The organism is Rhodococcus sp. P14 (assembly GCF_000256505.1).
Taxonomy (GTDB): domain Bacteria; phylum Actinomycetota; class Actinomycetes; order Mycobacteriales; family Mycobacteriaceae; genus Rhodococcus; species Rhodococcus ruber.
In genome coordinates this window covers 1-11613 of the sequence record NZ_AJFC01000156.1, presented here as the reverse complement: position 1 = coordinate 11613, position 11613 = coordinate 1, and the positions used below count along the sequence as shown (strand labels likewise).

11 protein-coding genes are annotated in these 11613 nt (G+C 68.1%); 7 read left to right on the top strand and 4 right to left on the bottom strand.

The features are described from left to right. Positions 1 to 70 precede the first annotated feature (70 nt). Positions 71 to 811 (bottom strand): FadR/GntR family transcriptional regulator, encoded by a 741-nt coding sequence (locus tag OEY_RS0111365; protein ID WP_010594000.1) that lies wholly within the window; start codon positions 809 to 811, stop codon positions 71 to 73. A gap of 189 nt (positions 812 to 1000) precedes the next feature. Next, entirely contained in the window at positions 1001 to 1786 is a 786-nt protein-coding gene (locus OEY_RS0111360) for an enoyl-CoA hydratase/isomerase family protein (RefSeq protein WP_010593999.1), read from the bottom strand. Positions 1787 to 2017: 231 nt separating this feature from the next. On the opposite strand from OEY_RS0111360, the gene OEY_RS0111355 reads away from it, so the two are divergent. Next, a complete protein-coding gene (locus tag OEY_RS0111355; protein ID WP_010593998.1) occupies positions 2018 to 2725 on the top strand; it encodes a FadR/GntR family transcriptional regulator in 708 nt (235 codons plus the stop codon). Positions 2726 to 2858: 133 nt separating this feature from the next. Here OEY_RS0111355 and OEY_RS0111350 read toward each other — a convergent pair whose 3' ends face one another. Beyond that, positions 2859 to 3056: a ferredoxin gene (locus OEY_RS0111350; protein ID WP_003938422.1), complete on the bottom strand. Its 198-nt coding sequence runs from the start codon at positions 3054 to 3056 to the stop codon at positions 2859 to 2861. A 151-nt stretch (positions 3057 to 3207) separates the two neighbouring features. On the opposite strand from OEY_RS0111350, the gene OEY_RS0111345 reads away from it, so the two are divergent. The 4 genes from OEY_RS0111345 (at position 3208) to OEY_RS0111330 (ending at position 7733) form a co-directional block, all read left to right on the top strand. After that, entirely contained in the window at positions 3208 to 4452 is a 1245-nt protein-coding gene (locus tag OEY_RS0111345; RefSeq protein WP_010593997.1) for a cytochrome P450, read from the top strand. A 57-nt stretch (positions 4453 to 4509) separates the two neighbouring features. After that, positions 4510 to 5700: an NAD(P)/FAD-dependent oxidoreductase gene (locus tag OEY_RS0111340; RefSeq protein ID WP_010593996.1), complete on the top strand. Its 1191-nt coding sequence runs from the start codon at positions 4510 to 4512 to the stop codon at positions 5698 to 5700. Positions 5701 to 5763: 63 nt separating this feature from the next. Next, positions 5764 to 7218, top strand: a complete 1455-nt coding sequence (locus tag OEY_RS0111335) for an aldehyde dehydrogenase (RefSeq protein WP_010593995.1) — start codon at positions 5764 to 5766, stop codon at positions 7216 to 7218. 77 nt (positions 7219 to 7295) lie between these two features. Next, positions 7296 to 7733, top strand: coding sequence for a nuclear transport factor 2 family protein (locus OEY_RS0111330; RefSeq protein ID WP_010593994.1), 438 nt, complete (start codon positions 7296 to 7298; stop codon positions 7731 to 7733). 62 nt (positions 7734 to 7795) lie between these two features. Here OEY_RS0111330 and OEY_RS0111325 read toward each other — a convergent pair whose 3' ends face one another. After that, positions 7796 to 8716 (bottom strand): SMP-30/gluconolactonase/LRE family protein, encoded by a 921-nt coding sequence (locus tag OEY_RS0111325; RefSeq protein WP_010593993.1) that lies wholly within the window; start codon positions 8714 to 8716, stop codon positions 7796 to 7798. 239 nt (positions 8717 to 8955) lie between these two features. Here OEY_RS0111325 and OEY_RS0111320 point away from each other — a divergent pair, with 239 nt between their 5' ends. Then, the gene (locus OEY_RS0111320) at positions 8956 to 9903 is read left to right on the top strand and encodes an alpha/beta hydrolase (protein WP_010593992.1); all 948 of its coding nucleotides are present in this window, start codon (positions 8956 to 8958) and stop codon (positions 9901 to 9903) included. A gap of 14 nt (positions 9904 to 9917) precedes the next feature. Further along, positions 9918 to 11528 carry a flavin-containing monooxygenase gene (locus OEY_RS0111315; protein ID WP_010593991.1) on the top strand — a complete coding sequence of 537 codons (1611 nt, stop codon included), beginning with the start codon at positions 9918 to 9920 and terminating at the stop codon, positions 11526 to 11528. Positions 11529 to 11613 lie beyond the last annotated feature (85 nt).

Below are 11613 nucleotides of genomic sequence, written 5' to 3'. Positions count from 1 at the left end.
CCGGGGGGGAGCCGGTGCTCGGTGCGGGCCCGCTGGGGTCCGTGTCGCCGGACGTCGCCGGCGGTCGTGGTCAGCCGCCGAGCGCCTGGTTCCAGGGCAGGACCTGGCTCAGGAGTTCGGGGAACTTGCGCTCGGCGTAGCGGACGTACTCGTTGATGTGGTCGCGCATCCGGTCCTCGGACAGGTCCGCGTCGTGCGAATTCAGCGCCTCGTAGATCTGCGTGTGCGCCTTGAGCGTCGTCTCCCGCAGCGGGGCGGGATGGTCGACGCCCATCACCGTGCCGCCGGTGATCCGGAGCAGCGCGTCCGTCAGGTAGCCGAAGAGCGCGTTGCCGGTGGACCAGGCGATGACGTCGTGGAACTGCTTGTTCGTCTCGAGGAACGTGTCGATGTCCGCGGTGTCGAACGACTGCTGCATCCGGTCGACGGACTGCTTCAGCTCCTGCAGGTTCTCGTCGCTGATCCGCTCGGCGGCGAGGCGGCAGATGACGGGCTCGAGGGCGGTGCGGGCCTCCACGATGGTGTTGAGGGAGGCGTTCTGGAGCTGCATCAGCAGGATGATGGTGCTCGCCAGGTGGGACGCGTCGGGGTCGAGGAGGACGGGACCGCCCTTGGGTCCCGGCTTGAGGGCGATCATGCCCTGGAACTCGAGCAGCCGCAGTCCCTCGCGCAGGGTCCCGCGGCCGATCTGGTACTCCTCGAGCATCGCCTTCTCCGGGGGCAGCAGGTCCCCGGGCTGCAGACCTTTTCGCGCCGTATCCCGGACGATCTGCTGGGCTACCACCAGCGACGTCTTCGGGCCTCTCGACATTGCAGCCACGAAAGCCTCCTCAGCCTCTCGGCCTCCTGACTTCCGGGAAGCGGAGGCTCTCACGGCGGAGCGGGTGCTCGCCGTGTCGGCGGATCGGCTGGGCTACGTCCCCGGTCGATCCGAAATGTGCACTGTACTCATTGTGCACGCGATTGTGCACATTGATGTGCACCATTATCGAACGTGTGTCTATTCGGCGGGCGGGAACTGCGGCTTGCGCTTCTCCAGGAATGCCTGCGCGCCCTCGACCATGTCGGCGCTGCCGATCGCCTGGACGAGCATGCCGAGGCCGTTGCTGAAGGAGTCCCGGGCGGAGTTCCACCAGATGTTCGAACTGACCTTCGTGATCTCGAGGTACCGCGGGCTCAGTGCCTCGAACTCGCGGCACAGCGAACGGACGGATTCCTCGAGGAGTTCGTCGTCGACCACCTCGTTCACCAGTCCCATCTCGTACGCGCGCTCGGCCGGGTAGCGCCGGCACAGCAGCGACAGTTCCTTGGCGCGCTTCTCGCCGATCTGAACGCCCATCACGTTCGTGGCGCCGCTGACCGGAGAACTACCGACGCGGGGGCCGGTCTGCCCGAAGGTCGCCGAGCGGGCGGCGACGGCGAGGTCGCAGGCCACCACCAGCTCGTTGCCGCCGCCCGCCGCGGCACCGTTGACGGCCGCGACGACCGGCCGGGGGCAGGTGCGGATCGCGTCGAACAGTTCGAGCGAGGACCGGTAGAGACCGCGCAGTTCCTTGACGGTCGGCTGACTGAGCTGTCCGAGCGACCCGCCGGCGCAGAAGCTTCCACCGGATCCGGTGATGACCACCGAGCGGTATTCGGTGGCGTTGTGGAGCGCGTCGACCATGACCGCGCACATCTCGGCGTCGAACGCGTTGCGGCGCTCGGGCCGGTTGAGCCGGATCCACAGGCTCGAGTCGACCGAGTCGAGAACGACGCTCGTGGTGGTGGAGGCGGGGCTGCTCATCGGAACTCCTTCGATCGAGGTTCACGGTTCGGCTGGGCCGGGTACCTGGGAGATGCGGCTCGCTCGGCGCATCTTTTCCGGCCCGACACACGAACTGTACGTTATAATCGTTAGCATTATTTTGGCTCGGCGGGAAGTGGGGAGTGTCCGCTCCGGACGGCGTTCCCGAGCCGGCGGGCGCTCCGGGGAGGAGAAGGCGCGATGATCACAGGACGGGCGCCCAAAGCGGCCATGGTGGTGGCGCAGCACATCATCAGGGACGCGACCAGGCAGAATCTGGCGGCGGGCGATCTGCTGCCGTCGGAGCGGATCATGCTCGAGAAGTACGAGATCGGTCGTGGCACACTGCGGGAAGCCCTGCGATTGCTGGAATTCCAGGGGGTCATCGCTCTCAAGCCGGGACCGAGAGGCGGGCCGGTGATGCTGGACCCCGACGCGTCCCATCTTGCGAGTTCGCTCATCCTCCTCATGCAGCTCAAGGACGCCCCGTTCAGCGTCATCATCGAGGCGCGCACCGCCCTCGAGCCGATGATCAGCCGGCTGGCCGCCCAGCGCATCAGCGGCGAGACGCTCGTCGATCTGAAGGAAACCATCGACCGGATGCACGGATCGCTCGGTGACCAGCACGAGTTCCTCGAGGCGAACAAGAGCTTCCACGACCTGATCGCCTGGTCCTCGGGCAATCCGCTGTTCGGGTACATGGTCGATTCTCTGCTCGGCATCATGGACGGCACGGCGGTCGGCATCGACTACCCACCGCACCGGCGCGAGGCGATCATCGTCGCGCACACCCGGATCTACGAGTCGCTCTCCCAGGGGGACGAGATCGGCTCCGAGGAACGCATGCGCGACCACATCAACGCCTACCGGCGGTATGCCCAGCGCAAGTACCCCGACCTGCTCGATCAGGTCATCCAGTGGGACCGCGCACTGGGCTGAGGCCCACCGCGGGCGCAGGGCTGACGCGCACCGCAGGCGCAAGGCTGACGCCCACCGCAGGCGCAGGAAGGGGCCCCGGATACGTATCCGGGGCCCCTTCCTGCGTCGTGTGCCGGCCGATCGAAAGGCGTCGTCACTCGGTGACGACGGAGATCGCACGCTCGGGGCAGGACGCGGCTGCCTCGCGTGCGGCGTGCTCGTTGGCCGGGTCGTCGCCCCCGGGCAGGACGTACGCGTGGCCGTCCTCCTCGCGCAGCGCGAAGACCTGGGGGGAGGTCATGAAGCACAGCCCGTGGCCCTGGCAGTGGTTCTCGTCGACAACAACCTTCATCGGTCGCTCCTTCCGTCATCCGGATATCGAGGATGCCAGCTCGTTGAACATTTGATTTGATGGCCGGGCTGGCGGTGTGATCTACACTACTATATCATCTGTTATAACCATTAGCAGGAGATGCCCGATCCGACGCAGGAGGGTCCACGCGATGGACAGCCGCAATCGTTGCCCCGTCATCAACTTCGACCACAATTCGCAGGAGCACTCTGCCGATCCGGTCGCCTCGTACCGCAAGGTTCGCCAGAACGAGCGAGTCGCCTGGACGGAGGCGCACGGCGGGTACTGGGTGCTCAGCGACTACGACTCGGTCTTCGAGGCCGCCCGTGACGACGAGACGTTCTCGTCGGCGCGTAACGAATATGGGGGAGAAGGCCTTTCGGTTGTCATCCCGAAGACTCCGATGCACTTCCACATCCCCATCGAGCTCGATCCCCCGGAGTTCCGCAAGTACCGCAAGATCGTCAACCCGATCACCGCGCCCGCGGCCGTCGAGCGGATGAAGGCACTCGTCGACCGCCACACCGCCGGGTTCATCGACAGCGTGATCGAGGACGGGCAATGCGACCTCACCTCGGTCATCGCGGTTCCCTCCATCGTGACGGTGGACTGGCTCGGCCTCGACCTGGCCGACTGGAAGCGCTACTCCCATGCGCACCACCAGGCGCTCGCCGGCATCCCGGGAAGCGACGACTACCGCCACGCGATGGAGGTCGAGTTCCCCTACCTGGGTGATCGCATGCGCGAGACCATCCGGGCACGACGCGAGAACCCCACCGACGACATCATCAGCTACCTCGTGCAGCAGGAGGTCGACGGCCGCCCGCTCAACGACTTCGAGATGTACTCGATCGTCGATCTGCTGCTCGCCGGCGGTGTCGGAACCACCGCGTCCCTGGTGAGCCAGGCCCTCGTGTGGCTCGCGGAGCACCCGGCCGTGCGTCAGCGGTTGATCGACGACCCGAGTCTGATGGACCACGCCGTCGAGGAGTTCCTGCGGTACTTCTCGCCCACCCAGGCGCTCGCCCGGACCGTCACCAAGGACACCGACTTCCAGGGCTGCCCCATGAAGAAGGGCGACCGGGTGCTGCTGTCGTGGTCGTCGGCCAACCGCGACGAGAAGCTCTTCGAGAACCCGGACGAGATCGACATCGAACGGTGGCCGAACCGGCACACCGCCTTCGGGATCGGTGTACATCGTTGCGCCGGATCGCATCTCGGTCGATACATGTCCAAGACGCTCATCAGCCAGATTCTCGAGCGGATGCCCGACTACGAGGTGGACTTCTCCGCGCTCGAGCGGTACCCGCACCAGGGCACCAACATGGGCTGGCAGCGGATCCCGGCCACCTACACGCCGGGCCCGCGGGTGCTGTCGGACTACACCCTGTACTGAGGGGTGCCGAGCACGTCCACCGCATCATCCGATTCATCGACAGGACAGGGGAACGCCGTGTTCAACGGCCGAAGAATCGTCGTCGTCGGCGGCGGCCTCGCCGGGCTCCGCACGTGTGAGGCGCTGCGCGCCGAAGGCTTCGACGGTGAGCTCGAACTGCTCTGCGCCGAGCCCACCCCGCCGTACGACCGGCCGTCGCTGAGCAAGTCCGCACTCGCCGAGCCGCAGGACACCACGTTCGACGTCGACTACGCGGCGCTCGGTGTCGAACTGCGCCTCGGGGTCCGGGCCCGGTCGCTCGACACCGCCGCCCGGGTGGTGCGCACCGATGCCGGCGAGCACTCCTACGATGCGCTGGTCGTCGCGACCGGCGCGGCCCCGGTCACCCTGCCCGGGACCGGCCGGCAACTCGTGCTGCGCACCGCCGCGGACGCCGAGCGTCTTCGCGCCGAGCTACGCCCGGGAGCCCGTGTCGTCCTCGTCGGTGCCGGCTGGATCAACGCCGAGATCGCCACGACCGCACTGGCTCTGGGCTGCTCGGTGACCTGCGTGGAAGCCGGGCCCCGGCCGCTCGCGGGACCGCTGGGCGCGCAGGTGGCCGAGCGGCTGCACGCGTGGTGGGACGGGGTCGATCTGCGCTGCGGCACCGGCGTCGGCGAGATCACGCCCGGCGGACTGACGCTGGACGACGGCACCGCGCTCCCGGCGGACGTCGTCGTCACCGGTATCGGAGTGCGGCCCGACGTGGGCTGGCTGACCGGCTCCGGTCTCGAGATCGATCGCGGGGTCGTCGTCGACGAGTCGCTGCGTACCTCCGACCCGTCGGTGTTCGCCGTCGGCGACGTCGCGATGCGCTGGTCGCCCCGGTTCGGGACACGACTCGGTGGTGAGCACTGGGACGAGGCGCGCACCGGACCGGCGACGGTCGCCGGTGCACTCCTGAGGCCGCAGTCGCCGCCCGTCTTCGACCCGATCCCGTACTTCTGGAGCGACCAGTTCGGGCACAAGATCCAATTCGTCGGACACAGAAGCGAATCCGACGATATGGTGTTCCGTGAGGGTGCGGACGGCAAGTGGGGTGCGGCCTGGTTCGATGCCGCCGGGCAGCTCACCGCGCACCTGAGCGTCGATTCCCCCCGGCACATGGTGCAAGCCCGCATGGCGATCGATCGTCGTGCCGGCGTGGATCCGGACGCGATCCGGGATCTGTCGGCGCCCCTGCAGGCGCCGGCGCCGGCAGTGAAGTAGTACTCCCATCCCATCCAGCGAGTCGCCGTGGCGAGAGTCCGCGGTCGAGTGGAGGAACACAGCATGACCACAGCCACTCCCATCCAGTTGAAGAGCTACGACAAGCTGTTCATCGGCGGATCGTGGGTCGAGCCGTCCAGCGACGCGGTGATCGAGGTGATCTCCCCGATCAACGGTGAGGTCATCGCGACCGTGCCCGAAGCGCGCGAGGCCGACATGGACCGCGCCGTCGCGGCGGCGCGCAAGGCGTTCGACGAAGGCCCCTGGCCGCGGATGACGCCCGCCGAGCGCGCGGAGATCCTCGTGCGCGTCGGGAACGAGGTGAAGAAGCGGATCCCGGAGATGGCCGAGGCCTTCACCCTCGAATTGGGCGCTCCCGCAGCGGTGTCCACGCTGTTCCACCAGAACGCCGTCGACATGTGGGACGACGCGGCCACGTTCCACGAGCGTTTCGCGTTCGAGGAGGAGCGCACCTGGAAGGGCGGGCACGGCAAGATCGTGCGGGAGCCCATCGGCGTCGTCGCGGTCGTGGTCCCGTGGAACGGTCCCGTCGCGACCGGCTCGCTGAAGATCTCGCCTGCGCTCGCCGCGGGCTGCACGGTGGTGCTCAAGCCGGCCCCGGAGGGACCCGTCACCATGATGATGCTGGCCGAGGCGCTCGACGCCGCGGGCCTGCCCGAGGGCGTCATCAGCGTCGTCCCGGCAGGACGGGAGGTGGGTGACTACCTCGTCAGCCACCCGGACGTCGACAAGATCAGTTTCACCGGCAGCACGGCGGCCGGTCGTGTGGTCATGAGCCGGGCCGCAGAGCGGATCAAGCGGGTCACCCTCGAACTCGGCGGCAAGTCGGCCGCGATCATCGCCGACGACATCGACCTCGATACCTTCCTGCCCGGCATGGTGTTCGGCGGCATCGGTCATTCGGGGCAGGTCTGCGCCGCCCTCACCCGCATCATCGTCCCGCGTGAGCGCCAGGAGGAGGTCGTCGAGGCGATCAAGGCGGTGATGGAGAGCGTGAAGGTCGGTGACCCGCGGGACGAGGACACGGTCCTCGGACCCCTCGCCGCCGAACGTCAGCAGACGCGGGTGCTCGACTACATCGGGGTCGGGAAGAAGGAAGGCGCCCGGCTGGTGCCCGGCGGCGGCAAGCCGGCCCACCTCGACCGCGGCTGGTACGTCGAACCGACCCTGTTCGCGGACGTCTCCAACGACATGCGCATCGCGCAGGAGGAGATCTTCGGACCGGTGCTGGTGGTGATCCCGTTCGATTCGATCGACGAGGCCGTCGCCATCGCCAACGACTCGGACTACGGCCTGTCCGGCTCCGTCTACGCGAAGGACGAGGAGCTGGCCCAGAGCATCGCGCGACGGGTGCGCACCGGGCAGATCTCCGTCAACGGCTACGCGATGTGCGTCGTGCAGCCCTTCGGCGGCTACAAGCAGTCCGGTCTCGGCCGTGAGGGCGGCATCGAAGGGTTCGATGCGTTCTTCGAGACCAAGCTGATCCAGCTTCCCTGATCCACGACGGGTGCGGGGTGCGTCCGCGACGAGGGCGCACCCCGGTATCCGGCACCGACGAAAGCGAAGGACCCGACATGACTGCGGTATCCCCCGACCTCGCCCGCCGCGCGGAAGACCTGATGTACGCGTATGCATCCGCCGTGGACGAGGGTGACCTCGACGCCCTGCGCGCCCTGATCACGGACGACGTTTCGATCATCCAGAACGGCAAGGAGGATGTGGGGCCGGAGGAGTTCCTCGGGGTCTACCGCGCCTTCGCCGAGTCCGGCGCGGAGTTCTCCCGTCACGCGATCACCAACGTCCGCGTGACCGGCGAGGGCGACGGCCGGGTGCGGGTCGACGCGTACTTCGAGGCGACGGTGGCCGGGCCCGAGGGCACGCAGCGGCTGTACGGTCGCTACGCCGACACGTTCGCCGAGCGCGACGGTGCGCTGCTCATCGAGCGCAAGGACATCACGGTGGACCGCGTGCTCGACCAGCCGGCCTCCGCGGCGGCGTACGCGCCCTACTGATCGAACGGGAAAGGGCGGCGATTCGTCGAATCGCCGCCCTTTCGCACGTCCTGAGGGCCGTCCTACGGGCGACCGCCGTGGGTGGCGCCGACGCGGGTGGCGAGCAGGCTCGCGTCGCGCGTATGACGACGGGCGGCCTCCGAGGAGTTCGGCGCCGCGCAGGCGTAGAGGGTGTTGCCTTCCGGCCCGCCGAGCATGCACGCGAACACCCCGGTCGGGAACACGACCTCGGCGGTGATCGTGCCACCTTCCTCGACGCGGATGACCCGCCGGTGGAGAGCGTCGGCGACCCACACCGCACCGTCGCTGTCGAGGCAGATGCCGTCCGGCGCGACGGCCGCGGCGCTCATCGCGGCCTTGACCGACTCGGTGGGCAGGTCCGGTCCGAACGCGGCCCAGGTGCGCTGCCCATCGAGCCGGCCGTCGGCCCCGATGTCGAAGGCGGTCAGCTTGTTGCCCATGCTCTCCGCGACGACCAGCGTGCCGGCGGGGGTGATCACCATGCCGTTGGGGAAGCGGAGGTCGGAGGCCTCGACGGTGAAGGAGCCGTCCGGCGCGACGCGGATCAGGTTGGCCGGCGCGATCGGGGTGTCGCGTTTGAATTCGAAGCCGAAGCTGCCCACGTAGGCGGTGCCGTCCTCGGCGACCACCATGTCGTTGAGCTTGCCGGTCGCGACCGAGGAGAGATCGGCGTGGACGACGATCTCGCCGTCGTGCTCGCGGCGCATGATCCGCCCGGACTCCATCGCGGTGATGAGCAGGCGCCCGTCGGGCAGCCAGCCGAGCCCGGACGGCTCGTCGCCGGGGAGGGTGGCCTCGACGGTGACCGCACCGTCGGAACCGATCGAGATCACCTCGTGCCGGTAGAGATCCGAGACCCACACCCGTCCGTCGTGCCAGCGCGGGCACTCGAGGAAGGCACGGTCGGAGACGACGGTGTCGATGGGGCTCTGCAGCGCGGTGTCCTGGTTTCCGGCAGTCATGGTCGGTGGCCTTCCGTAGTAGATGCGGGGAGACGGCAGATGCGGGGAGACGCCCCCCGGAGCTCTCTTCCAAGCTAGCCCAATCATGCGCATAGATAAAGGGCTCTGCCGCGCGGTATTGCAAATAATCATGCGTATGGTTATGGTGATGTGCATCACTCGCTGGGTGCCGACTCTGCGCATCCGATCGGGAGTTGTCGACGTCTGTCGAAACCCATGCCGCACACGAAGGAGATGCCATGGCCCTCGATTCCGCCACCACCGCGTTCCTCACCCAGATGGCCGAGGCAGGCGGCCCTCCGCTGCACGAGATGAGCCCGCAGGAGGCGCGCACGCTGAGCGACGGCTTCATCGAGCTGTGCGGCCCCGGACCGGAGATGGCCCGAGTCGACGACATCACCGTCCCCGGTGCCGACGGACACGAGGTGCCGGTTCGCGTGCTGGTCCCGACCGGCGATGCCCGCGGCGTGATCGTCTACCTGCACGGCGGCGGCTGGGTGGTCGGCAGCCTCGACGGCTACGACACGCTGGGACGGCAGCTCGCCGAACGCACCGGTTGCGCCGTCGCCCTCGTCGACTACCGCCTGGCCCCCGAGCATCTGTTCCCCGCCGCCGCCGACGACGCCTGGGCCGCGTTGCAGTGGCTCGCGGCGAACCGGGCCACCTACGCGGCCGCGGACGCCCCGCTGATCGTGGGCGGTGACAGCGCCGGCGGCAACCTCGCAGCGGTGGTCGCGCAGCGCGCCGTCCGGGAGAACGGTCCCGAACTCGCCCTGCAGTTCCTCGCCTACCCCGTCATCGACTGCGACTTCGACACACCCAGCTACCTCGATCCCGCGAACGAGCTCATGCTCACCCGCGACGCGATGGTGTGGTTCTGGGACCTGTACGTGCCCGAGGCGGAGGACCGCACCCGCTGGGAGGTCGCCCCGATCAACGCCGAATCGCTGACCGGTGTCGCGCCGGCCGCGGTGCTGCTCGCCGAGCACGACGTTCTGCACGACGAGGGCCGCAAGTACGCCGAGGCGCTCCGCTCGGCGGGGATCCCTGTGCGCGAGAAGGTGTTCACCGGACAGATGCACGGCTTCTTCCAGTTCGTGAACGTCCTGCCGGGCGCCAAGGACGGCATGGACTACGTCGTCGAAGCGGTCGAGGACGTGCTCGCCGGCGCGGACATCGCCCGATGAGGACGGAGGCCGGCATGGGATTCGAGAAGGCGGCAGAGGAATTCGACGCGATCGTGGTGGGTGCCGGATTCTCCGGCATCTACATGGTGCATCGGCTGCGGGAGATGGGACTGACGGTCCGCGCCTTCGAGGCGGCCGAGGGCGTCGGCGGCACCTGGTTCTGGAACCGGTACCCCGGGGCTCGATGCGACTGCATCAGCATGGAATACGCCTACACGTTCTCGCCCGAACTCATCGACGAGTGGGAGTGGACCGAGCGCTATCCCGCGCAGCCGGAGATCCTGCGCTACCTGAACTTCGCCGCGGACCGGCTGGATGTGAAGAAGCACTTCCGGTTCCGGACGCGGGTCGACTCGGCTCGGTTCGACGACCACACCGACCGGTGGACGATCACCACCGACTCCGGAGACGTCGCCGTCGCCAAGTACTTCGTCACCGCGGTCGGCTGTCTGTCCACGTCGCAGACGCCGGATTTCCCGGGCCTGGCGAACTTCCGCGGCGCGACGTACCACACGGCCGACTGGCCCAGCGAGGGCGTCGACTTCACCGGCAAGCGCGTCGGGGTGATCGGCACCGGTTCGTCCGGCGTCCAGGTGATCCCGCTCGTCGCCGAGCAGGCCGAGAAGCTGACTGTGTTCCAGCGGACGCCGGCGTTCAGCCTCGACTGTGGCAACCGTCCCCTCACCGAGGACGAGAAGCGGGAGTTCAAGGAGAACATCGAGACCTTCAAGGCGACCTCGAAGACCACACCGTCGGGCCAGTACACCGACACCCTCGAGGTCAGCGCGCTCGATCACTCCCCGGAGGAGCGGTGGGCGACCTACGAGGAGCGGTGGAACCGGCACCGGGCGATCGACCTCATCGCCGCCTACCCCGACCTGTTCACCAATCGGGAGGCCAACGAGACCATCGCGGAGTTCTTCCGCAGCAAGATCCGTGCTGTGGTGCAGGACCCCGAGCTCGCCGAACGCTTGTCGCCGCGGACCCATCCGCTCGGCGCCAAGCGGATCACGCTGGACACCAACTACTTCCAGACCTACAACAGGGACAATGTCGAGCTCGTGTCGCTGCGCGAGGCGCCGCTCGAGGAGTTCACGGACAAGGGAATCCGGACCGGGGGCGTGGAGCACGAGCTCGACGCGGTGGTCCTCGCCACCGGGTTCGACGCGATCACCGGTCCGCTGCTGAAGATGGACATCTCCGGCGTGGGCGGGCAGACGCTGCAGGAGAAGTGGCAGGACGGCCCCGTCACGTACCTCGGAATCGCCGTCGACGGGTTCCCGAACATGTTCATGCTCACCGGCCCCGGCAGTCCGAACGTGCTCACCAACGTGGTGTGCGCGATCGAACAGCACGTGGAGTGGACCGCCGACTGCATCGAACGACTCGAGCAGCGCGGCGCCCGCCGGTTCGAGGCGCTCGAACCGTACACGCACGACTGGACCGACCTGAACAACGAACTGGCGAAGGGCACGCTCTACCCCGAAGGCAACTCGTGGTACACGGGCGCCAACGTGCCGGGCAAGCCGCAGGTGATCATGTCCTACGTCGGTGGGCTCAACACCTACCGTGACATCTGCGACGACGTCGCAGCCGACGGCTATCGCGGTTTCGCCATCAAGTAACGGGAAACGACAACGGCAGGACGTGCATTCGCGGCTGCACGCCGCGGCGCGTCCTGCCGCCGTTTCCGAGGTTCCGACGACGAGG